This is a genomic window from Curtobacterium guangdongense (genome assembly GCF_049341845.1).
Classification (GTDB): Bacteria; Actinomycetota; Actinomycetes; order Actinomycetales; family Microbacteriaceae; genus Curtobacterium; species Curtobacterium guangdongense.
On sequence record NZ_JBMPIT010000008.1, the window covers coordinates 157,208 to 177,630 of the forward strand.

23 protein-coding genes, 1 tRNA gene and 1 pseudogene are annotated in these 20,423 nt (G+C 69.3%); 10 read left to right on the top strand and 15 right to left on the bottom strand.

Features of this window, described 5'->3' with window-relative positions:
* The first annotated feature begins 259 nt into the window (after positions 1–259).
* Together ACO0E1_RS14450 and ACO0E1_RS14455 are read left to right on the top strand one after the other, a co-directional pair.
* Positions 260–748, top strand: a complete 489-nt coding sequence (locus tag ACO0E1_RS14450; RefSeq protein WP_422874828.1) for a peroxiredoxin — start codon at positions 260–262, stop codon at positions 746–748.
* Between the two features lie 79 nt (positions 749–827).
* Positions 828–1,805 (top strand): alpha/beta fold hydrolase, encoded by a 978-nt coding sequence (locus ACO0E1_RS14455; RefSeq protein ID WP_422874829.1) that lies wholly within the window; start codon positions 828–830, stop codon positions 1,803–1,805.
* Here ACO0E1_RS14455 and ACO0E1_RS14460 read toward each other — a convergent pair.
* The 6 genes from ACO0E1_RS14460 to ACO0E1_RS14485 form a co-directional block, all read right to left on the bottom strand.
* Positions 1,741–2,283 (bottom strand): hypothetical protein, encoded by a 543-nt coding sequence (locus tag ACO0E1_RS14460; protein ID WP_422874830.1) that lies wholly within the window; start codon positions 2,281–2,283, stop codon positions 1,741–1,743. The genes ACO0E1_RS14455 and ACO0E1_RS14460 overlap by 65 nt on opposite strands.
* Positions 2,284–2,317: 34 nt before the next feature.
* The gene (locus ACO0E1_RS14465; RefSeq protein ID WP_422874831.1) at positions 2,318–3,898 is read right to left on the bottom strand and encodes an alpha/beta fold hydrolase; all 1,581 of its coding nucleotides are present in this window, start codon (positions 3,896–3,898) and stop codon (positions 2,318–2,320) included.
* Positions 3,895–4,863 (bottom strand): amino acid--[acyl-carrier-protein] ligase, encoded by a 969-nt coding sequence (locus tag ACO0E1_RS14470; protein WP_422874832.1) that lies wholly within the window; start codon positions 4,861–4,863, stop codon positions 3,895–3,897. Before ACO0E1_RS14470 ends, ACO0E1_RS14465 begins: the two co-directional genes overlap by 4 nt.
* Positions 4,860–6,056 (bottom strand): acyl-CoA dehydrogenase family protein, encoded by a 1,197-nt coding sequence (locus ACO0E1_RS14475; RefSeq protein ID WP_422874833.1) that lies wholly within the window; start codon positions 6,054–6,056, stop codon positions 4,860–4,862. The genes ACO0E1_RS14470 and ACO0E1_RS14475 overlap by 4 nt, the downstream gene beginning before the upstream one ends.
* Positions 6,053–6,322: an acyl carrier protein gene (locus ACO0E1_RS14480; protein WP_422874834.1), complete on the bottom strand. Its 270-nt coding sequence runs from the start codon at positions 6,320–6,322 to the stop codon at positions 6,053–6,055. The genes ACO0E1_RS14475 and ACO0E1_RS14480 overlap by 4 nt, the downstream gene beginning before the upstream one ends.
* Before the next feature lie 114 nt (positions 6,323–6,436).
* Complete coding sequence (locus ACO0E1_RS14485; protein ID WP_422874835.1) at positions 6,437–6,814, bottom strand: holo-ACP synthase; 378 nt, start codon at positions 6,812–6,814, stop codon at positions 6,437–6,439.
* A gap of 170 nt (positions 6,815–6,984) precedes the next feature.
* On the opposite strand from ACO0E1_RS14485, the gene ACO0E1_RS14490 reads away from it, so the two are divergent.
* From ACO0E1_RS14490 to ACO0E1_RS14505, 4 genes are all read left to right on the top strand, one after another.
* On the top strand, positions 6,985–7,539 hold the full coding sequence (locus tag ACO0E1_RS14490) for an RNA polymerase sigma factor (protein WP_422874836.1): 555 nt from the start codon (positions 6,985–6,987) through the stop codon (positions 7,537–7,539).
* On the top strand, positions 7,536–8,489 hold the full coding sequence (locus ACO0E1_RS14495; protein ID WP_422874837.1) for a hypothetical protein: 954 nt from the start codon (positions 7,536–7,538) through the stop codon (positions 8,487–8,489). Before ACO0E1_RS14490 ends, ACO0E1_RS14495 begins: the two co-directional genes overlap by 4 nt.
* An 80-nt stretch (positions 8,490–8,569) precedes the next feature.
* Positions 8,570–9,817 carry a phosphatidylserine decarboxylase family protein gene (locus tag ACO0E1_RS14500; protein WP_422874838.1) on the top strand — a complete coding sequence of 416 codons (1,248 nt, stop codon included), beginning with the start codon at positions 8,570–8,572 and terminating at the stop codon, positions 9,815–9,817.
* Between the two features lie 203 nt (positions 9,818–10,020).
* Positions 10,021–10,093 (top strand) — tRNA-Val (locus tag ACO0E1_RS14505).
* Positions 10,094–10,137: 44 nt separating this feature from the next.
* On the opposite strand, the gene ACO0E1_RS14510 is transcribed toward ACO0E1_RS14505, so the two are convergent.
* Positions 10,138–10,941: an isocitrate lyase/PEP mutase family protein gene (locus tag ACO0E1_RS14510; RefSeq protein ID WP_422874839.1), complete on the bottom strand. Its 804-nt coding sequence runs from the start codon at positions 10,939–10,941 to the stop codon at positions 10,138–10,140.
* Between the two features lie 123 nt (positions 10,942–11,064).
* Between ACO0E1_RS14510 and ACO0E1_RS14515 the strand changes: the two genes are divergently transcribed.
* Positions 11,065–11,313, top strand: a complete 249-nt coding sequence (locus tag ACO0E1_RS14515) for a hypothetical protein (RefSeq protein WP_422874840.1) — start codon at positions 11,065–11,067, stop codon at positions 11,311–11,313.
* A gap of 386 nt (positions 11,314–11,699) precedes the next feature.
* On the top strand, positions 11,700–12,296 hold the full coding sequence (locus ACO0E1_RS14520; protein ID WP_422874841.1) for a hypothetical protein: 597 nt from the start codon (positions 11,700–11,702) through the stop codon (positions 12,294–12,296).
* Positions 12,297–12,367: 71 nt separating this feature from the next.
* Here the strand turns inward: ACO0E1_RS14520 and ACO0E1_RS14525 are convergent, their stop codons facing one another.
* On the bottom strand, positions 12,368–13,339 hold the full coding sequence (locus ACO0E1_RS14525) for a hypothetical protein (RefSeq protein ID WP_422874842.1): 972 nt from the start codon (positions 13,337–13,339) through the stop codon (positions 12,368–12,370).
* Positions 13,336–13,707: a PadR family transcriptional regulator gene (locus ACO0E1_RS14530; protein WP_422874843.1), complete on the bottom strand. Its 372-nt coding sequence runs from the start codon at positions 13,705–13,707 to the stop codon at positions 13,336–13,338. Before ACO0E1_RS14530 ends, ACO0E1_RS14525 begins: the two co-directional genes overlap by 4 nt.
* Positions 13,708–13,825: 118 nt before the next feature.
* On the opposite strand from ACO0E1_RS14530, the gene ACO0E1_RS14535 reads away from it, so the two are divergent.
* Complete coding sequence (locus ACO0E1_RS14535) at positions 13,826–14,119, top strand: hypothetical protein (RefSeq protein ID WP_422874844.1); 294 nt, start codon at positions 13,826–13,828, stop codon at positions 14,117–14,119.
* A gap of 392 nt (positions 14,120–14,511) precedes the next feature.
* Here the strand turns inward: ACO0E1_RS14535 and ACO0E1_RS14540 are convergent, their stop codons facing one another.
* Positions 14,512–15,483 (bottom strand): phosphotransferase, encoded by a 972-nt coding sequence (locus ACO0E1_RS14540; RefSeq protein ID WP_422874845.1) that lies wholly within the window; start codon positions 15,481–15,483, stop codon positions 14,512–14,514.
* Between the two features lie 307 nt (positions 15,484–15,790).
* Here ACO0E1_RS14540 and ACO0E1_RS14545 point away from each other — a divergent pair, with 307 nt between their 5' ends.
* Positions 15,791–16,141, top strand: a complete 351-nt coding sequence (locus ACO0E1_RS14545) for a hypothetical protein (protein WP_422874846.1) — start codon at positions 15,791–15,793, stop codon at positions 16,139–16,141.
* Positions 16,142–16,407: 266 nt separating this feature from the next.
* Here ACO0E1_RS14545 and ACO0E1_RS14550 read toward each other — a convergent pair whose 3' ends face one another.
* The 5 genes and pseudogenes from ACO0E1_RS14550 to ACO0E1_RS14570 all read right to left on the bottom strand — a co-directional run bounded on the left by ACO0E1_RS14550 (position 16,408) and on the right by ACO0E1_RS14570 (position 20,307).
* Complete coding sequence (locus ACO0E1_RS14550) at positions 16,408–16,695, bottom strand: antibiotic biosynthesis monooxygenase family protein (RefSeq protein WP_422874847.1); 288 nt, start codon at positions 16,693–16,695, stop codon at positions 16,408–16,410.
* Positions 16,696–16,715: 20 nt separating this feature from the next.
* Positions 16,716–17,744, bottom strand: coding sequence for a cation diffusion facilitator family transporter (locus ACO0E1_RS14555; RefSeq protein WP_422874848.1), 1,029 nt, complete (start codon positions 17,742–17,744; stop codon positions 16,716–16,718).
* The gene (locus ACO0E1_RS14560) at positions 17,741–18,103 is read right to left on the bottom strand and encodes an ArsR/SmtB family transcription factor (protein WP_422874849.1); all 363 of its coding nucleotides are present in this window, start codon (positions 18,101–18,103) and stop codon (positions 17,741–17,743) included. Before ACO0E1_RS14560 ends, ACO0E1_RS14555 begins: the two co-directional genes overlap by 4 nt.
* Before the next feature lie 103 nt (positions 18,104–18,206).
* Positions 18,207–18,650 (bottom strand): annotated as a pseudogene (locus ACO0E1_RS14565) (GyrI-like domain-containing protein); the annotation flags it as partial.
* A 28-nt stretch (positions 18,651–18,678) separates the two neighbouring features.
* A complete protein-coding gene (locus tag ACO0E1_RS14570) occupies positions 18,679–20,307 on the bottom strand; it encodes a long-chain-fatty-acid--CoA ligase (RefSeq protein ID WP_422874850.1) in 1,629 nt (542 codons plus the stop codon).
* Positions 20,308–20,423: the final 116 nt, after the last annotated feature.

A 20,423-nucleotide genomic window follows, 5' to 3' on the forward strand; every position in this document is an offset into this window, starting at 1 on the left:
CCTTGACCTCGGTTCGTTCTCGTGGTGGTGGACATGGTGGCGCACCGGTCGGTCGGGTCACGACCAGCGGTGGGAGCCTCGACCACTCTAGGCCCCAGCACCGACGAGCAGCCTGATGGTGACGTGTGTCCGCACGCTCGTGAACAGGTGCTTGCATTCGCGTGTCGTCGGCGTACGATTGCCGATCGTGCCCGTGCGACCCTGCGCGTGCATGGATCGACGGGCACACCCGCAGCCCGAGGAAGAAGTACACGCAACGATGGCACTGGAGATCGGCTCACTCGCGCCGGACTTCGAACTCCCGAACCAGTTCGGAGAGCACGTCCGCCTCAGCGACTTCCGCGGTTCCCGCCCGGTCGCACTCGTCTTCTTCCCGCTCGCGTTCTCGTCGACCTGCACGAGCGAGCTCTGCGCCCTCCGGGACAACATCGCGATGTTCCAGGACAACCGCGTCGAGCTCATCGGCATCTCGGTCGACTCGAAGGCGACGCTCCGCTCGTTCGCCGACCTGAACGGCTACGACTTCGAGCTCCTCGCCGACTTCTGGCCGCACGGCGCCGTCTCCAAGGAGTACGGGGTCTTCCTCGAGCACAAGGGCTTCGCGAACCGCGCCACCTTCGTCATCGACGTCCAGGGCCGGATCCGCGCGTCGATCATCTCCGAGCCCGGCGTCGCCCGCGACGTCACCGAGTACCGCGCGGCGCTCGACCGGCTGGCCGCCTGCACGGCGCCCGTCCCGGTCGGCTAGCGGCGGTCCGACCCACCAACCGTCGACCGGTCCGGTTCCGAACACCTCCTGGGTGCGCAGGCACCGGACTGGAGGCACGGTGCACGCCATCGACACCGCGGCAGCACCGCGGACGGGCACGTCCGACGCGTACGCGCCGTTCCCGGTGACGGCTGACGCCGCCAGGTGGTCGCTTCGCCGGACGGTCGTCCCGACCGTGCACGGTCCCGTCGTGGTGCACGCCCGCAGCGGCGTCCGGCCCCTGCTGTTCCTGCACGGGGTCGCCGGTTCCTGGACCACGTGGACCCCGTTGCTCGAGGCCGCCGACGGCTTCGCGACCCGCGGGCTGGTCCTCGTCGACCTGCCCGGCTGGGGGTCGTCGCCCGCGCCTCGGACGCCGCTGTCGGTCGACGACGCCGTCGCGGTGCTGACCGCCGTGCTCGATGCGCTCGAGGTCCGGGTCGTCGACGTCGTCGGGCACTCGATGGGCGCCTTCGTCGGCATGCACCTCGCGGTTGCCGCCCCGGAACGGACACGCTCCGTGACGCTCGTCTCCGGCACCACGTTCGCCGCGATCGACGCCGCTCGGCACCCCGTCCGCGGCGTGCTGACCGTCCCCGCGTTCACGCTGCTGCGGGCCGGGCTCGCCGTCACGCGCGGCGCGGCCGTCCCGATGCTCCGGGTGCTCGCCGGGATCGGGCTCCTGCGGTTGCTCGCCGCACCCGTCTTCACCCACGTGCGGCACCTGGACCGGAGCGTGCTCGACGCCTTCGTCGAGGAGCTCCGGCCGGCGGGCTTCCTCGCCGCCGCACGATCCGGCGCCGCCTACGACACGGACCGCTGGCGGGGGATCCGGTGCCCCGTGACCGCGGTGTCCGGGCGCGACGACGTCTTCGCCCGCGTGCGCGACCTCGACGACCTGACTCGCGTGGTGCCGCAGACACGAACCGTTCTCTTGGACGACTGCGGGCACTTCGCCCACGTCGAGCACCCGGCTGCGGTGGTGGCCGCGCTCAGTGGTACTGCGGCGGCCAGTCGAACGCGGGCGGACGATGCGGGACCTCGCCGACGGTCGTGACGACGAGGTCGACCTCGCCGAGGTTCCGCAGCTCGATCGACCGCGGGTTCCCCAGGTACCGGCGGCCGTCGACCCACACGGTCAGGTCCCCGTGCAGGCCGCCGACACCCCAGGCGCTCAACGGGACGTCCCACTCGTCGAAGAACTGCCCGAGGGTGAAGTCCTGACGCACCGGTGACTCGACGTGCACGATGCCGGACGTGTCGTGTGTGTGGATCTCCGTGGCGAAGCGCTCCCGGTCCGAGTGCCCGATGTCCGCGGGGATCACGACCGGTTCGTCGCCGTCGGTGATCGTCACGTGGGTGTGGACGTGCTCGGCCAACCGCTGTCCCCACACGTCGTGGAGTCCGGCGGCCTCGGCCCGTGCCGCGAGGTCGGTCGGACGCGGCCAGGGCGGACCGCCGTGCGCCGAGCACCCCGCGAGGAGCACCACGAGCGTGGCTGCCGTGATGGCCGCAGTCGCAGTTGCTCGTCGCACTGTTCCGTGCTTACTCGGTCAGACGTGTACTCGGTCAGACGCGCTCCGGCACGAGATCCGCGACCCGGGCTCGCACCTCGGACACGACCGTCCGGCGCATCCCCTGGGAGAACAGCGCGTGGTCCCCGTCGGGCACCGGCACCAGGCTGACCGAGCCGGGTCGGGACCCGGGTGCGAACCGTTCGAGCGCTGCGCGGCCACCGAGACGCTCGAACGTCGCGACGTCGGTGGGAGCCGCGATCACCACCACCTCGGTGCCGGCAGCGACGAGCGGTCGCACGTGCTGCAGGACGCCCCCGGTGCGGCTCCGCTCGACGTGCTCACGGACGACCTGCGGCACGACACGGTCGTACCAGGACCGGATCACCAGCCGGGCGGGCGACGGCGACCCAGCGGCCGCAGCGCTGTCGCCGCCCGGTGCGGCGGGCCGTCGGCGGAAGTCGTTCGGGCTGATCTCCACGACCAGCCGCGGTGACAGCGCCGCCGAGCGGCCGGCGAGCCACGCACCGGCGCACATGCCGACCAGTGCGAGCCGGTCGCCGTGGACCCCGAGCGCGGACACGATCGCGTCCTGGTCGTCCACCCACGTCTGCGCGAACAGGTGGTTGTGCTCACCGGCAGCCACCACCGTGCTCTCCCCGGTGCCCCGGCGGTCGACCCGGACGACCCTGGCGCCGTCCTCGGCGAGTGCCCGGGCGAGCGCGACCTGGTAGTCGTTCCCGCCGACGCGGTGCTCGGCGCCGCCGGTGTGCAGGACGACGACGGGAGCGTCGTCGGCCACGCCGGCGGGAACCGTCTCCACGGCGAAGAGCGACTCCGGTCCGAGGTGCACGACGTGCTCCGAGATCCCGGAGTCGAGGTCGAGGACCGCGTCGACACGTGGCGGTCTCGACGCGACCGTTGCAGAGGGGACGTGCTCGTCCACCCATGCGACCACCGTGTCGACGGCCTGGACCGGCATGCGGGCGTGGATGCTCATCTCGTCGAGCAGTTCCGCGCTGCCAGGTACTTCGACGACCGGAAGGGCACCGACCGCTCGGGGGGCTCGTGCCCCGGGGCGCACCAGCACGAGGGTGGAGCGAGGGTCCCGTTCGACGTGCACGAGCGCCGCGACGGCTGCGGCCTGCGCCGGGTCCAGGTCGATCCCGACGAGGGTCTCGACGCCGTCGACGACGCGGGTGGCCTCGATCGTCAACGTGGCGAGCGCACGCTGTCGACGCAGCCAGGCGCGGCCGGACTCGGGGGCGTCCCAGAGCACCAGGCCGTCCTCCTCGGTCGCAGCTGCGGAGGCGATGAGTGCCCCTGAAGCGAGTCCGACGTAGACGATCCGCTCGATCCCGGTCGTGCGGAGCACGGCCGCCGCGTGCCGAGCGGACCGGACCGGCGCGTCGGGGTCGGCATCCTCTTGGGAGTCGCCACGGCCGGACGGGTCGTAGCGCACCGAGGCCACGCCACGAGCCTCCAGGCGGTCCGCCAGCAGGCGGAACGTGCGGTACGCGAGCACGCCCTCCTGCCCGAGCGGTGCGCAGATGACGACCCCGGCGCGCACCGACGGCGGCGTCTGCACCGCGACCCGGGAGGCCGGGGAACCCGACCACCCGTGTGTGGTGGTCACAGCGTCAGCGCGCGACGGACAGCCGCTGGCCACGCGTCGGGGTCGGTGCCGTGCGCGGCGAACAGGGCGATCGTGATGCGCTCCAGGCCGAAGGCCAGGCACGCACTCTGGGCGACCTCGCCGTCCTCGGTGCGGATCCCGAAGGACAGGCCGAAGTGGTCCTCGTGGAGGTTGGCGGAACTGATCGCGGTCGGCTCGCCCGCGTCACCGTAGACCGGCGTGACGAACTCGTACTTCAGCGCCTGTTCGACCTGGTTGCGCGCGAGGATCGTGCCCACGCGGCCGAAGAACGGGTCGTTCGCGGGGACCACGTCGATCTCCAGCCCGAAGCCCTCGAGGAGCGACCGCATCACGGGCACGCGCCCGTCGCGGTGCGCCTTCGCCGAGGCCGGGGTGCCGATGTGGACGAACTCGTGCATGTGGAAGGCCTGCAGGCGCATCGGGTCGAGCGAGGGCTCACGCCGGAACGAGTCGCCGACGATGTCGAAGGACCGGCCGGCCTGCGGGACCGTCTCGCCGACCAGGCCGTAGACCGGGTGGCAGACCGCTGGCGCGAGCATCAGGTCCGCCGGCTCCAGGAAGGACTCCCAGCGCTCGCCGCGTTCCCGCGCCGCGAGGAGCTCGCGGTGCTTGCGGTCGTCGCCGGTGAACCCGGAGATCGACGCCGCGAGGTCCGGGAACGAGGCGATGTAGTCGGTGCGCTCGAACGCGGCGAGCGGCTCGACGGGCGGGAAGCGGAGGACCTCGGAGTCGAGGTCCGCCATCGAGCGGACGGCCGCGGAGTCGACGGCGGTGTACACGCGCTCGAAGACACCGGTGCGGCCGTAGAGCCCGGGGGAGCCGAGGTCGATGAGGACGCGATCGGTGAGCAGTCGGGCGCGGAGCGCTGCGCGGGCGGCGGTGAGCGGGGCCGTGGGGTCGACCGGCGTTGTCGTGCTCGTCGTGCTCGCTTGGGTGATGGTCACAGGATCGCTCCGCTCATGAGTGCCAGGCCGGCGTCGTTCTGGAGGAGACGGTCGTTGCTCACCATGACGGCGGCACCGTGTGCGTCTCGGAGGTGTCGGGCGATGCTCATCGGTCCCGACGCGGCGTACCCGGCGATGCCGACGATGCGGAGCGCTGCGGTGACGATGTCCGTCACCTTCTGGGAGGCCCCGATCTTCAGGGCGTTCGCGGCGAGGGCGGAGGCGCTCGACTCGAGGGTGTCGGGGTCGTCGGCGACGGCGTCGAACCGCTCGGCGGCGTGCCGGACGCCGTCGGCGAGCCCCTGCAGGTCGACGAGGAGCTCCGCGAGGCGCAGCGCACCCGGTGGTGTCGTCCCGACGCTGGCTCGTGCCTGCTTGCGGACGGCGGAGCGTGCGCGTTCCGCTGCCGAGGCGGCGATGCCGAGCCACACCGACGCCCACAGGACGTGTGAGACGGGCAGGATCGTCTGCGCGGAGATCGTGGCGTAGTCGTCGCGGAACACGTGGTCGAGGGTGGTCTCGGCGTCGAGGATCCACCCGTTGCTGCACGTGCCCCTGAGACCGAGCGTGTCCCACGTCGAGGTCTGCGAGAGCACGGTGCGTTCGGTGTCGCAGATCACGAGGCGCTGGTCGGACGCCGGTGCGTCGGTGTGGCGGCGGGCGGTGACGAACACCGCGGTGGACTCCGTGGCGTACGAGATGACGGGTGCGTCCTTACGCAGGCGGATGCGCCCGGGGACCTCGGTGGACGCCTCGATCGCACAGGTGGACCGTCGGGCGTCACCGCCGACGCCCTTCTCGGTGGTCGACGACGCGACGAGCGCGCCGTCCAGGACCCGGTCGATCATCGCGCGCACGCCGGGAGCGTCGCCGCCGTGCCGCCAGAGCGCCATCACCTGGCCCTGGTGCATCGCGAACACCATGCCGGTCGCCGCACACGCACCGCCGAGCTCGGTCGCGATCGCGGACAGTTCGGACACGGAGGCACCTTCGCCACCGAGCTCGATCGGGACGGACGCGGCGAGCAGGCCGTACTCGCGCATCGCGGCGATCGCCTCGCGCGGGGGCCGGGCATCGCGGTCGACCTCGTCGGCGAACTGCGCGGCGACGGCTGCGACGGCGGCGGTTCGTTCGGCGAAGCGGTCCGCGGTCGTCTGCGGGGTGGTGGGTGCCTGGGGCTGCAGGGTGGTCATGACGTCGCCTGCGATGCGGCCGCGACCATCGACTCGACCGAGGAGAACGTCGCACGGTTGAGCAGGTGGTCCGGGAACTCCGCGTCGAGCTCGTTCTCGATCGCGAGCATCACGTTGACGGTCGCGTGGGACGTCAGCCCGAGCAGGTACAGATCCGCGATCGGTGCCACGTCCCACGCGTCGACGGTGAGCCGCCCGTGGTCGGCGAGTGCGCGTCGGACGGCCTGTTCGGTCGTGTCAGCGAGGGTGTTCTGGTCCGGCTGCATGCGAGCAACCCTAGGGACGGGGATGCCCCGGAAAGCCGCCGTCCGGATGCGCGAAACCGCAACGACCAACGTGGGGCTGAACAGGGGTTCAGGTTGCCCCGCCGATGGGCCCGTTCACCGGTCTGCCAACGCGACCGCCGTCGCGAGCGCGAGCCCTCGTTCGTGGGAGAGGGACACGTCGACGACGCTGATCCCCTGCGCCTCGGCGAGCACCAGGGCAGCGCCGGTGAGCTCCACGACCGGGGCGCCGTGGTCGTCGAGCACGATCGCGACGTCGTGCAGCGGGACCGCCTGCCCGCCGGTGGGGCGGAGGAGCTTGATCACGGCCTCCTTGCCGGCGAACCGCGCGGCGAGGCGTTCCGGGTCGTCGCGGGCGTCGGCGCGCTCCCGGACCGTGAAGACCCGGGTCAGGTACCGCTCGCCGTGTGCGCTGATCCCCGCGAGGACGTCGTCGACCGCGGCGAGGTCGCACCCGGTCCGGACGGCGGTCATGCCGCGATCGTACGTGCCCCGGCCGGTCGTCGGGTGGCGTCGCGCTCCCGGACGGTCGGCCGGTGGCGCCGGAGCCGGTGGCCTAGGCTCCTGATCGTGCGCGACCACGGCTGTGCGCCCGCGACACGCCGACGAGGGAACCGATCGCGGGGCTGCGGACACCACAGGACATGGACCAGATCACGGGGGACCGCGCCGACTGGGCTCTGAGCGCCGCGGGCGACGGTCAGGCGTTCGGGCGGGTGTTCGACCGGCACGCTCCACGGCTCCGTCGACACGCGGTCGGACTCGTCCCCACCCCTGCCGATGCCGACGACGTGGTCGCCGTCGCCTTCCTCGAAGCCTGGCGGCGACGTGACCACGTCCGGTTCGTCGACGACTCGCTGCTGCCCTGGCTGCTCGTGACGACGACGAACGCGGCGCACAACCTCACCCGCTCGACCCGCAGACACCGCAGCTTCCTCGGCCGGTTCCCCGTCGACGACCCCGCTCCAGACCCCGCCGATCGGTTCACCGACGGGGACGCGGTCGCCGCGCTCCGCGGACTCGGTCTCGCCGATCAGCGTGTCCTCACACTCTGCGTCCTCGAGGGACTCAGCGAACGCGAGGCGGCGACGGCACTCGGCGTCCCCGCCGGGACCGTCAAGTCCCGACTCCACCGGGCGAAGGCCCGGCTCCACCAGCAGTACACAGCCACAGCGGAACCCCTCGGAGGCGCACTGTGAACGACGAACGCTCCCCACGGGACGACGAACGCTCCCCACGGGACGACGAACGCTCCCTCCGGGACGACGAACGCTCCCCACGACTGACCGCGATGCGCGATGCGCTCGTCGCCGAGGTCGCATCCACCCCCGCGGCCCACGTACGCGGTCGGCGTCGACCGACCCGGACCACGGTCGCAGCCGTCGTCGTCGCGTTCCTGGTCGGCGGCGGACTGACCGGCGGGCTCACCGCCGCGGCGCTCCCCGGCAGCGATCCGGACACCGCGGTCCAGGCCTCGCTCGGTGCCACGACGCGGTACATGGTCGGGCACGTCAACCACGGCCGGCTCCTCGGCACCCCGACGTTCCGCGTCACGCACGGCGACGCCGCGCTGACCCTGTCCTCCCGACCACCCGGCGCGGACCGCGTCGCCGTGGCGTGGGCATGCCTCGACGGCAGTAGCCCGACCGTCGAGGTGGGTGGGCACCGGGTCGAGGGCACCACGTGTGGTCGTCGCGACGACCCGACGTCCGAGCAGATCGGATGGGCGCTCGCCGCGGCACCGGCGTCCGGCGCCGCCGAGGTGACCGTCTCCGCCGACGACGCCGACCGGTACGGCGTGTGGGTCTCGTGGGCGAGGTCGCCGCAGATCGCTCGTCCGTCCGCGCAGCAGGAAGCCGAGACGGCCGACGGCGTCGTCACGCTGGACGAGTACCGGACGGCGTTCAACCGGCTGCTCGCGTGTCAGGCGCAGGCCGGGCAGCCCATGGGCGACGACGCGCTCTCCTGGTACGCGGACGGCCTGTGGAACGGCGAGGGGCGGGGGACCGGTCCCTGGTTCCTCTACGCCACGCCCTCCGCCGGGAGCGAGGTCTTCGACACGCAGTGCTACCCGAGGGAGTTCGGTGCCGTGGACACGATCTGGCAGGGGGAGCACCCGATGCCGGAGGACCCGCCGGCGGCCGGGTGACGCCCGCGAGGCGTGCGCCCTGTGAGGATTCGCCGGGGGCGTTCGTCGTACGCCCCGGCCCGGTGGCTAGCGTTCGGGACATGACGACACCCGCAGAGACCGACCACAAACGCCGGGGCGGGTGGTTGCCCGGCCAGGACGACCTCGAAGCCTGGATCGAAGGACACCGGGAACGTGCACGGGCCCATCGCGACCGTCCGCTGCACCCCGCCGTCGCCGCGTTCCGGCACCTGTTCGACACCGACCCGGTGATCCGGATGGGATTGACCCGCATGATCGAGCAGGTCCCGCACGGCAAGCAGTACCAGAAGCGACACATCGAGGACATCGACGAGTTCTTCTCGCTCGTCAACGAGGTGATGACGACTGCTCCGGCGTTCAGCGACGGCGGCATGGTCACGACCCCGTTCGCCGCGATCCTCGACTGGACGATGGCCACTCCGGCCGGGTTCGCCGTCTACCGGGACCCGAAGGTCAACGCCGCACTCAAGGACGTCCTGGACGCATGGGCCGAGTACCTCGACAGCCCCGCCTCGCTCACCGTCATCACGGACGCACCCGACGGGTGGAAGTCGGAGAAGGCACAGCAGGTCGTCGGCATGGACCAGTTCCAGCACGACCCCGACGCCGAGCACTGGGGCTTCAGGTCCTGGAACGACTTCTTCATCCGCCGGTTCAAGGACGGCCAGCGCCCCGTCGCGGCCCCCGACGACGACACCGTCGTGGTGAGCTCGAGCGAGTCCACGCCCTACGCCATCGCGACGAACGTGCAGCGTCGTGACGCGTTCTGGGTGAAGCAGCAGCCGTACTCGCTCGAGGACCTCCTCGCGAACGACGAATCCGTGGACCGGTTCGTCGGCGGGTCCGTGTACCAGGCGTTCCTCAGCGCCACGAACTACCACCGCTGGCACAGCCCCGTCGCCGGCACCATCGTGCGGGCCTTCGTGCAGCCGGGCACGTACTTCTCCGAGGCCGACTCCGAGGGGGAGGACGCCGTCGAGCCGAAGGACTCGCAGGGGTACCTCGCGCACGTCGCCGCGCGGGCCGTCATCATCATCGAAGCCGACAACCCGTCGCTCGGGTACGTCGCGGTCGTCCCCGTCGGGATGATCGAGGTGTCCTCCTGCGTCATCGGCGACGGCATCGAGCCCGGTCGTCACGTCGACAAGGGCGACGAGCTCGGGTATTTCCAGTTCGGCGGGTCCACCGAGTGCCTCGTCTTCGAACCGGGTGCGATCGAGTCGTTCGCCGTACAGGCGTTCCCGGACCCGCGGCACCCCGCGCTGGTCCACCTCCATACGCAGATCGCGACCGCCGCGTCGGTCTGACCCGTCGGCTCGGTCCGCGGATCCTGCGGACTGGAGGCTCGGTGCCAGCCGACACCGAGCCTCCAGTCCGCCACAGGGCGCGCCCGGCGACCGCCGCCTGGAGCCGTTTGTCGGGTTCGCCCCGGGTGCCGGCCTGCGGTGGTCAACCGATGCGACGCATCGCGCGCTGTTCCCGACGGAGCGGCCGCTACGATGGATCTCGAGGGCCTTTAGCTCAGCTGGTAGAGCGCCACGTTTACACCGTGGATGTCGTCGGTTCGATCCCGGCAGGGCCCACCGAGAAAAGCCGCGCTGGCAGACAAGCCCCCAGAGGACCTTCGTCAGAACAGCGAGTTCAACTCGCCGTAGTCCATGGACGAGGCCAGGGATGCGTGCGTGCCGGTGGTCAGCAGCTCGGCAGCGGCCCGTCGAGCGGTCTCGTACGCAGCCTGAGCCACACCGGAGCCAAGGCTCACCCGTGCCACCCCGAGGCTCGCGAGCTGCGCGGTGTTCGGGGAGCGAGGGCCGGCCATCACGTTGAGCGGATGGTCGATTGCTTCCGCCAGGGCTTTGATCGTGTCGACATCGCTGACTCCGGGAACGAAGATGCCATCTGCTCCTGCTTCGAGGTAGCGCTTCGCCCGGTGCAGGGTCTCGGAGAGATGCTGAGCCGGAGCGACCAGGCCAGCGAGGTACACGTCCGTCCGAGCATTGATGAACATCGGCACCCCGGCACGATCGGCTGCACGTCGGGCAGCGCCGATCCGGTCCACCAGATCGGCCGGCGGCAAGGCGCCGTCCTCGATGTTGATACCGACCGCACCGGCTTCGAGCACGGCGTGGACCGTGCGCTCCACGCCGTTTGCGTCATCGGCGTATCCGGTTTCGACGTCCGCGGTGACCGGCAGGGACACCGCGGCGGCGATCCGAGCGAGTGCCGCAGCGGCCTCTTCGCGCCCCAGCGCATTCCCGTCCGCGCGGCCGAGCGACCAAGCGACACCCGCGCTGGTGGTAGCGATGGCTGCCGCGCCCGCGCGCTCCACGAGTCGGGCACTTGCCACGTCCCAAACGTTGGGGAGGACGAGCGGCTGAGCGGGATCGGAGTGAAGGGCGCGGAAGGCGTTGGCTTGGGTAGTTCTGTTCATCACCTCCTCAGTTCAGCCGAGTCGCGGGCCTGCCTCTGGCGGTGATCGGACGACGCGGGACGATGCTGGGGCCGGTTCGATGGCCGATGGGCTCAAGGACAGCGCCCTCCTACACTCTCCCTCGTGAGTAGACGGAGTCCTGGGTCACGCTTTTTCCGACGCCCGGAGCCCTTCGCTGGCGGGGAGGTATGGATCGTCCAGCACGACGAGTCACCCGACAACACGGTCCTGGGCGTCTTCGCCACGGACGACGAGGCGTACGCCTTCATGAACACGGTCAAGGACGACTACGAGAACGGCGTGATCTGCTCGAGCTTCTCGATTCCCTACCGGTTCACCGATGGCGCCGTTCGGTACCAGGTCAAGGACTGACGTCCAGTCCGGTAGCCGATCCTCCACCGAAATGGGAAAGCGGGGCGGTGGGCCTCGAGCACATCAGTCCTTCCATCGCACGACATCGCCTACCTATCGCCCGCAACCAGCGCACTACGATCTGCGGGATGGAGCTGATCACCGACCTCGCTCGGTCTGCTTGGTTGATCCCGCGCATGCAAGCCTTCGGGACCATCGGCGGAACGGCCGGATCCGAGTTCGAGGCATACGCCCGCGTGCTGCACCCGCTCAACGCGTACCGTGACGACCCGTCGGCCACTGACGAGCACGGTGAACCCCTGGTGCTCGAGTCAAGCGTTTGGCGGTGGTTCGATGTTGCCGCGAGGGTCGGACGTAACTTGCACCCCGACGTTGCGTGGAGCGAGGTGAGCGGACGCGACGACGAGACAGAGCTGGTCTTCGATGACGGGTGGCGCGTCGAGCCCCCCGAGGAAGGGTGGTTCAACCCGACGCAGCTCGCAGCGCTGACGGAGCACCTGACGGCCGCGACCACGACCCCGCTCGACGCCGTGGCCGCAATCTGGGACGGCTGGGGTGACTTGAACGGCAGCTCGAAGTTGGCCGTCGGGTGGCAGGGCGGATCACCGAACGCCGCCGAGCGCGCGGAACTCCGTGAGTACGCGGCACGCATGGCAGCGGAGCATCAGATGCAACAAGAGGCTCTCCGCGCTGCCCTGGGCGGGCCACGACTCCACCTACCGGGTCGCGACTACATCCTGCTGGGGGTGACCCTGCCCGCGTTGGCGGACCCCTCGTGGATGGAGGACACCCGCGTGGGGACCTACCGCACGGTCGGGCACACCCCGCAGCTGCTGTGGCCAGGGGACCACACGTGGGTCGTCGCGACCGAGATCGACACCGATTCGACCATTGTCGCCGGGTCGCGCCAGCTGATCGCGAGTCTCCTCGCCGATGGACGGTTCGAGGCGTTCGAGGTCAGACCGGACAGCGCTCTCGTCTGACACGCTCGCGCAGCTCCACGGGGCGCCCGATTGCCGATCGGTCATCGGACGGTCCACTGAGGTCGGTGGCTTCAAGCTCGTGTGGGCGTGTCCCCTGTACCTCGCCGGATCGTTCTCGTGCTCACTTGCTGCAACGCGAAGAGGCAGAGTGCGACTGAGCCGATCGCCATCACGACCGAGTCCGCTTCCTCGCCGGCGAACACTTTCAGTGTCACGGTCGCCGCGGCCCCCCACGGGAGCCAGGCAACGGCGATCGCCGCAGCCAGGACCGTCCGCCGCTGAGCAAGGAGGACGAGGACGCTGACGAGGACGATTCCTCCAGCTGATGCCAGCACCCAGGGAGCGAGCGCGATGCTCCACCAGCCGGCGTCTCCGACGAACTGCGTCTCCCACGGACGCGCGGTGGGGAGTCGCAGGAAGCCGAACAGCGCCGACGCGATTCCGACGAAGCCGAACGCGGCGAAGCTCGGAAGTCTGCGGCGTGGATCGCCGATGGAGGCGAAGATGACCAGCAGCGCAACGAACACGACGGTGGTCGAGCCAGGTCCATTCCAGTTCCCAGTTGCCGAGCGGAGCAGGGACGCGCTGGCCACTCCGAGCAATGCCACGACCCCGATCGCATGGGTAAGTACCCGCGATCCGGCGACGGCCGCGACGAACATGAGCAGTACTGGCGCGATGAACAGTGGCGCGGCGTTCAGGAACGGCCCGAACAGTGGAACGTTGTCAGGCACCGTGCCCCTATCGAAGCCTTGCGGCCATGAGACGAAGAAGAAGTACGTGAGCGTGAACGCGGCGGCGGCTCCGACCGAGATGGACGACACGAGCGCCCGCACGTCCTGCGGGCATACGACGTTGATCCACTCCGCCAGCCCTCGTCCGCGAAGGTCGGCGAGCTCGCCGGTGGCCGGGTCGGTCCGGCCTTCACTGTCCGCGACGTCGAGGAGGACCCCGACCATCGCCTCACCAAATCGGCGTCGCCACCTCGGCGGGTACCAGCGCACCGCAGCCCGGTACTGCTCTTCCAGGTTCGCGCTGGTCATGCGATGCCCTCACGTGCGATGAATGCTGAACCGGTGACGTGTCCGGTCTGGAAGCCCTGCAGGCGCCGGCGCGCCGCGCTCGCGTTCGCTTCGAGTCGGCGCACCTCGCTCTCGAGAGCATCTCCACCCGCGGGCGTCATCTCGAAGTACTTCCGAAGGCGACCATCGACGACTTCCTCCCCTGCTTCTTGCACCAAACCCTGATCGAGAAGACGGTCGAGGACCGCGTACAAGGTGCCGACCTTCAACCGAACCCGGCCGTCCGAGATGGACTCCGCTTCCGCGATCAGGGCGTACCCGTGAGCCCGGCCCCCCGCCAGTGCCGTCAGCACCAGCAGTGTCGGCTCTCGCATCTCTCCATTACTCATGTCGCCATGATACTCATACGGACAGAGCATGCGAGGTGCAGTTCAAATGGACTTTCTCCTGTCTCGTTAGTCGATCGGCTATCGGACAGCGTCTCGCCTCCTGGGCGATCCTGCGGGTATGCGCTACCGGCTGATGAATGAGTACAGCGTCGACTGGCCGCTGTGGCACGACGATGGTCTTTACGACGCAGGCACGCCGTCGTTCTCGCCCCGACTTGAGCGCGAGATCCTCGAATGGGCTCGTGACTTCAACGAGAACTTCGGCATGGAAACTGGCTGGCCGACTGAGGTGGCTGCACGCTCTCACGAACGCCAAGGACGTCGTCTCTTGCTGCTCGTCGAACGAGAGCTGCCGGAGGGAGACGACGTGGTACTCGGCTACTGGGAGACCAACAAGCGCAAGGGGCTGTAGACCCAGAGCCGTCCGGTGCAAGGTCCCGGTCACGCTCCGAGAACGCACCGCGTCAGGCATTCTCGTTCCACGGAGTTCTCGTGGTGGACGTGGTCAGGCCTCATGGTCATCTTGCTGGCGGGCTTCGTGCTGATAGGCCGAGCTGCTGTGATCGCCGTCCGACGAGATGGGCTGGGCAGGGGCCAACCGCAGCGCGGGTCAACAGCTCCTTGGTGGTGGGCGGGAGTCGGCCTGTGTGCCGTTGCGAGTGCTCTGCTGATCTTTTGGGTCACAGCTCTCGACAGCTGATCAGGAGAGCCGTCAACGCTTGCCGATGACACGAATCGCCTCAATGACGAATCCGCTCCCAGACGCATGTCCGAGAGCGGATCGGCGATCAAGACTGCGTTCTCCTACCTCGCTACGTGCTCGTCGAGTACCTCGATTGCTGCTCGACCCCACCCCGTAGGGTCGTCGCCGGGAGGCACGAGTGCGAGCGAGTACCAGAGCACGAGGATGGGCCACCATTGGAGTTCCGCATCGGTGAGTGCATGGACCGTTTGGTATCCGTCCAGGAACTGCCGCCGAACTGACGGTGCAACGGGTCCCCAGTCCCGGAAAAGCGTGCCGAGCATGACCGCTGAACGAGCGAGCTCGACGATCCGATGGTCGAGTCGAAGCTCCTCGAAGTCGAGAACGCCGACGACAGCGCTTTCGGCGCACAAGATGTTCGCGGCGCGGTAGTCGCCCTGCACGATCTGGACGGGCGGGAGATCTGACGGCGCTCGTTCGAGCAGCCGCCCGAGGACGTCTCGGGCTTCGGTTGCCAGCGTCGACGGATGAGACGCAACCCAGCCTCCGACTTGCTCGGCGAGCGATGCCGGCACGGGAAGGAACTCGGGTCGCGAGTTGCCCAGGGGGTACGCACGCAGTGCGTTGTGGAGCCGAGCGAGTGTCGCTCCTGCTGCACGAACCTGATCGGCGTCCTCGACGTCGAGGTGGGCGCCGTCGATGACGTGTTGCAGTCCCATCGAGACGCCGTCGCTCGTCACCTGGACCTCACCCGAAAGAGTCGGCATCGGTGCCGAGACGGGGAGGTGAAGCGCTCCGAGCCGAGCAGTGAGCTTGGCGGCAAGCGCGAGCCGTTCGAATCGGTCAGGCGCTACCGACCACTTCAACAGGAGGCGTTGGTCACCGCTGCGCACCCATGCAAGAGCGTTGCTGTCGCTGATCACGACACGCTCCGGCGATCCGACACGCAGACCCCAATGGCGCTCGACCGTTGACCTGACCCAAGCGCTCACTTCCTCCGCGTTCGCAAAGCCGAAACGGCTTCGGAGCACTTCAGTCGGGTCCTCCTGCGCCCACAACATCTCGATCGTCATCGATCCCCCTGCATCAAGAGACAGACGTCGAGCCCGACGCCCCATTCGATCTTGCCGTGCCTCGGCCCGCTCTTGGAAGCGGGTCGGACTTCAGGGCGAAGAACAGAGAGTGGTTCACTTGGTGCCCGTCGGTCCGTCTGGCGGGGAGTCCACTTCCCCGAACACGGGGCTGCCGCTCTCCTCCTCATCGTCCATAGAGTCGGCGGTCAGGAGGGACTGAACCCCGACTCGATGGACAGAAGCGCTCGACGCAACCTTCCGGCGACCGCCGAAACTCGTACCAACCCGAACCGTCGACGTGCCGCCGGTGTTGCCCTTCGACGTCGCGCTCCAGCGTCTGCGGGAGCGGGCGCTGGCGGACTTCAGCGCCAGGCGTGCCGCGGGCGGACACCTCTCCGGTTCGACGAGGGAGAAGCCGCTGACGTGGGGTGACGTGGAGCAGTCGCTGAACGAGAAGCTCGACTCGTACCGGCAAGCGTCTCGTGCGTTCGTGCTGCAGCTCGGCGTCGAGGTCCAGAAACCGAAGCCGTGGTGGCGTCTTGTTGGTCTCGGCCTCGACGAGTACGTCGACCGGACCCCGGGCCGGTCACCAGTCGGAACCGTCGTCTGGTCGCCGGCGCCACCGGTGCTCGCCTTCTCCGCGCCCGGAGCGTCGTAGAACTCGCTGAGGAACTCGTCAACAGCATCCCGTGGCTGACCGACCTGGGCGTCACCGCGCAGCGGCTCCATGACACCCTCGCCACCCCAGTCGCGAGACCAGCAGTCCGTCGCTGACCGGCCGCGCGGCCGCAGGTCTCTCGGTCGCGCACTCGGTTGAACAGCGTGAGCGGCAATCGCATCGGCTGTAGTCCGGTCGGGGATGGGGTAACGAGACGCAGCAGCGACCGCGGAGGCACGTGCTCAGTGGGCGCTATCGCTTGGGGCTCAGAGGGTGACGGTCTCAAATTCCAGGAGTTCCGCGCCGGTGGCAACGGGGTTGCTGCCGCCGTGGTGTGCGCCAGCCTGACCGGTGCGCCACGCCTGGTAGGAGTCCTCGTCAGCCCACGTCGAGACGACGAAGTAGCGCGACCCGCCGGCGGTGGGGCGAAGGAGCTCGAAGCTCTCGAAGCCAGGCTGCTTCTCGACGTCGTGGTTCCGGCCGACGAAGCGCGCTTCGAGGTCGGCGCTTTTGCCCTCGGGGACGGTGATGGCGTTGATCTTCACGACAGACATGGTGTTCCTCTCAATGGTGGTCAGTGCTGATGCGCGTGGGCGGCGGGGGTGACCGTGAACTCGTCGACGTTGCCCATCGCCTCGTGCACGTGCTCGGCGGCGTGTTCCAGGATGTGTTCGGCGTCGTGGAGGGATGCTGCGGTGACCTCGACCGTGGCGGACCCGGTGAGGCGGTGGCCGACCCACCGGAGGCGGAGGTCCCGGACGGCCTCGACACCGGTGGTGTGTTCGAGAGCGTGCTCAGCCTTGCTCAGGAGGGCGGGGTCGATGGCGTCCATGAGGCGGGCTCCGATGGACTTCACCGTCCCCCAAAGCAGGACCATGATCGAGACGGAGATGAGCAGGCCGATGATCGGGTCCGCGATTGGGAAGCCGACTAGAACGCCGATCGCTCCGAGGACGACGGACAGGGAGGTGAACCCGTCGAGGCGGGCGTGCACGCCGTCCGCGACGAGGGCGGCGGAGCCGATCTTTTGGCCAACGCGGATGCGGTAGATCGCTACGGCCTCGTTGCCGGCGAAGCCGATCAGGCCGGCGGCGACGAGCAGCCACGGATTCTCGATGGGTCGCGGGTTGATGAACCGGTCGATGGCTTGCCAGCCGGCAACGACTGCGGAGAGGGCGACAACGAACACGATGAACATGCCCGCGAGATCCTCCGCGCGGCCGTACCCGTAGGTGTAGCGGCGGTTCGCCACGCGACGGCCGAGAACGAACGCAATCCACAGCGGCACCGCGGTCAACGCGTCGGCGAAATTGTGGATCGTGTCCGCGAGGAGCGCGACCGAGCCGGTGAACGCGACGATCACCGCTTGCAGCACGGTCGTGGCCAGCAGGATGAACAGGCTGATCTTCAATGCGCGGACGCCGGCGGTGCTGGCCTCCATCGCGTCGTCGATCGAGTCCGCCGAGTCGTGCGTGTGCGGCACGAACAGGTCGTAGAGGAACCCCTTCACACCACCGTGCGGATGCGAGTACACGTGCTCACCGTGCTCGCCGTGGTCGTGGCCGTGGCCGGCGTGTACCGGTGGGTGGTTGTGTTCGGTCATGCGCGTTCCCGCTCCCCGCGGTGGTGCGGTGCCACACCAACGACATGCTCGGCCTGCTTCACAGCGTCGATGACCAGTTCCGAGGCGTGCTCGTCGGTCAGCCGGTAGAACACAGTCGTGCCTTCGCGACGAGTCGACACCATCCGGGCCAGGCGGAGCTTCGCCAGATGCTGCGACACCCCCGCAGGACTCTTGTCGACCACGTCAGCGAGATGGTTGACACTCATCTCCTCGGCGTTCCGCAGCGCGAGGATGATTCTTACCCGGGTGGCGTCTGCGAGCATCGCGAACACCTCGACCGCGAGCTCGACGTACTCGGACTCCGGGCTGAGCCCGCATGGTTGCTTGTCTACGTGCACACGCAGATACTACACAATCAACCGACCTGTGACGGCGTCTCGATAGTCGATCCCTGAGCGGGCGTGGGTCTGTCCGCAGGTCACCGCCGACAGACCCATTTGGTCAGGCGCGCTCGACGGGCAACCAGAGCTCGCAGATGGCGGTGCTGAAGTCGTCAGCGCGTTCGAGTACCGCGACGATGGATGGTCCGGGTCGGAGCCGCCAGGGGTTTGACAGGAACCAGTCTGTCGCGGTCGCAGCCCATGCCTCCTGCAGTGCTGCCGGGTACTCGCCATCGGTGTGGAACACCGCCCACGTACCAGCCGGAACCTCGATCGTGTCGAGACCATCGCCCACCACAGTCGTGGCCGTCACGGCGACACCGTTCAGGTAAGTCAGCTCGCTGCCCTCGGTGTGATCCGGGTCCACGTCGGCGCTGATCTGGAGCAGGCCGCCCGGCTCGGTGTCGCTCATGGCTTTGAGGCGTGCGTGTTGTGCTGCCGGCAGCGAGGCGATGTGGGTTTGGATGTGCGGGTTGATACCCTTGCCGATCGCCGGCTCCGTGGCGTCCACGCAGCATCGAGGCGACGCGCTATCACACGGTGGATGTCGTCGGTTCTATCCCGGCAGCGGCCTCCGCGCTCGTCCCGAAGCGGTCGACGAGCTCCCGCTTCAGCACCTTCCCGCTCGGACCGAGGGGCAACGCGTCGAGCACGTGGACGGCACGCGGGTACTTGTACGCCGCGATCTCGCCGGCGACGAAGTCGATGAGTTCCTCCGGCGTCGCGGTGGCTCCGGGACGCAGCACCACGGCGGCCTCGATCTCCTGCCCGTGCAGCTCGTGGGGAACACCGAACACCGCGGCCATCGTGACGTCGGGGTGGGTGGCGAGGACCTCTTCGACCTGCCGCGGGTACACGTTGTAGCCGTTCCGGATGATCATGTCCTTCGTCCGGTCGACGATCGTCAGGTAGCCGTCGTCGTCCTTCGTCCCGAGGTCTCCGGTCCGGAACCAGCCATCGACGATCGCCGCAGCGGTGTCCTCCGGCCGGTCGAGATACCCGTTCATCAGGTTGTGCCCACGGATGACGAGTTCGCCGATCGAGCCGTGTGGCAGGAGCGTGATCGAGTCGTGCACCTCGGGGTCGGCGATCTCCACGTCGACGCCCCAGACCGGGGTCCCGATGGTGCCGGGCCGCGGTGGGAGGCCGACGTGGTTGAACGTCGCGACCGGGGAGGTCTCGGTGAGCCCGTACCCCTCGTGGATGGGGGCGTCGTACACCTTCTCGAAGCGCTCCAGGACGGCCAGCGGCAACGAGGCACCGCCGGAGATCGCGTAGCGGAGGTGCGGGCGGGCCTCCGAGCGGGTGGCGGCGTCGAGCAGGGCGATGTACATCGTCGGGACGCCCATGAACACCTCGCAGCCGTGTTCGACCATCGCGGCGAGGGCGGAGTCGCCGTCGAACTTCGGCAGCATGACGATCGTCGCCCCCACCCGGAAGCCGGTGTTCATCGTGCACGTCTGTCCGAACGTATGGAAGAGGGGCAGCGCCCCCAGCAGGACGTCGCCGCGGTGCATGTCGAACGTCGTCATGAGGTTCGTGTTGACCTGCTCGAGCAGGGAGAAGTGCGATCCCTCCGCACCCTTCGGCTTCCCGGTGGTCCCGCTCGTGTAGAGGATGGTCGCGGTGTCGAACGGGTCTCGCGGCGTGTAGGTCGTGAGCGGCTCGCTCGACGACGCCAGTGCCTCCAGTCGGTCGTGGGCCGGTGCTTCGTCGTCGGATGCCGGCGGTGCGAGGACCGTCAGGACGTCGACGCCGGCCAGTTCCGCACCCGGTGCGCCCTCACCGAGCAGCGGGGCGGCGCACACCAACATCGTGGCGCCGCTGTCCCGGAGGATGTACTCGATCTCGTGACGCTTGAGCAGCGCGTGCACGGGGACGGCGACCGCGCCGAGGGCGAGGGTGGCGTAGTAGACGCGGGGGAAGTCCTCCACGTTCGGGACGAGCATCGCGACCCGCGACCCCTCGCCCACGCCTCGGTCGCGGAGTGCCCCGGCGTAGGCAAGCGTCTGCGACCAGAGTTCGGCGTAGGTCGTCCGTCGGTCGCCGACGATGACGGCGACGTCGTCGGGGTACCGCGCGGCGGACTCGGCGAGGATCGCGGCGACCGAAGCGGTGGCCCGGGTCGGTCGGACGGCGGGTGCGGTGTTGGTGGTGGTCATGCGGTCCTCCGGCGACGTCGACGAGTGAGGTTCCACGATCCTACGGTTCTTGTTCGGAGCGGTTGTCGGGCGCGACGGGCCCGTGTAGGTTCTTCTCCATGCAGTGCTGCTGAGCC

Excerpts from the sequence above, each read along its gene's own strand:
- ACO0E1_RS14540 (WP_422874845.1), bottom strand. The coding sequence starts at position 15,483 with ATGACGATCGAGATGTTGTGGGCGCAGGAGGACCCGACTGAAGTGCTC.
- ACO0E1_RS14530 (WP_422874843.1), bottom strand. The coding sequence starts at position 13,707 with ATGAGTAATGGAGAGATGCGAGAGCCGACACTGCTGGTGCTGACGGCA.
- ACO0E1_RS14485 (WP_422874835.1), bottom strand. The coding sequence starts at position 6,814 with ATGACCGCCGTCCGGACCGGGTGCGACCTCGCCGCGGTCGACGACGTC.
- ACO0E1_RS14550 (WP_422874847.1), bottom strand. The coding sequence starts at position 16,695 with ATGTCTGTCGTGAAGATCAACGCCATCACCGTCCCCGAGGGCAAAAGC.
- ACO0E1_RS14490 (WP_422874836.1), top strand. The coding sequence starts at position 6,985 with ATGGACCAGATCACGGGGGACCGCGCCGACTGGGCTCTGAGCGCCGCG.
- ACO0E1_RS14535 (WP_422874844.1), top strand. The coding sequence starts at position 13,826 with ATGCGCTACCGGCTGATGAATGAGTACAGCGTCGACTGGCCGCTGTGG.
- ACO0E1_RS14570 (WP_422874850.1), bottom strand. The coding sequence starts at position 20,307 with ATGACCACCACCAACACCGCACCCGCCGTCCGACCGACCCGGGCCACC.
- ACO0E1_RS14475 (WP_422874833.1), bottom strand. The coding sequence starts at position 6,056 with ATGACCACCCTGCAGCCCCAGGCACCCACCACCCCGCAGACGACCGCG.
- ACO0E1_RS14500 (WP_422874838.1), top strand. The coding sequence starts at position 8,570 with ATGACGACACCCGCAGAGACCGACCACAAACGCCGGGGCGGGTGGTTG.
- ACO0E1_RS14510 (WP_422874839.1), bottom strand. The coding sequence starts at position 10,941 with ATGAACAGAACTACCCAAGCCAACGCCTTCCGCGCCCTTCACTCCGAT.
- ACO0E1_RS14480 (WP_422874834.1), bottom strand. The coding sequence starts at position 6,322 with ATGCAGCCGGACCAGAACACCCTCGCTGACACGACCGAACAGGCCGTC.
- ACO0E1_RS14525 (WP_422874842.1), bottom strand. The coding sequence starts at position 13,339 with ATGACCAGCGCGAACCTGGAAGAGCAGTACCGGGCTGCGGTGCGCTGG.
- ACO0E1_RS14450 (WP_422874828.1), top strand. The coding sequence starts at position 260 with ATGGCACTGGAGATCGGCTCACTCGCGCCGGACTTCGAACTCCCGAAC.
- ACO0E1_RS14555 (WP_422874848.1), bottom strand. The coding sequence starts at position 17,744 with ATGACCGAACACAACCACCCACCGGTACACGCCGGCCACGGCCACGAC.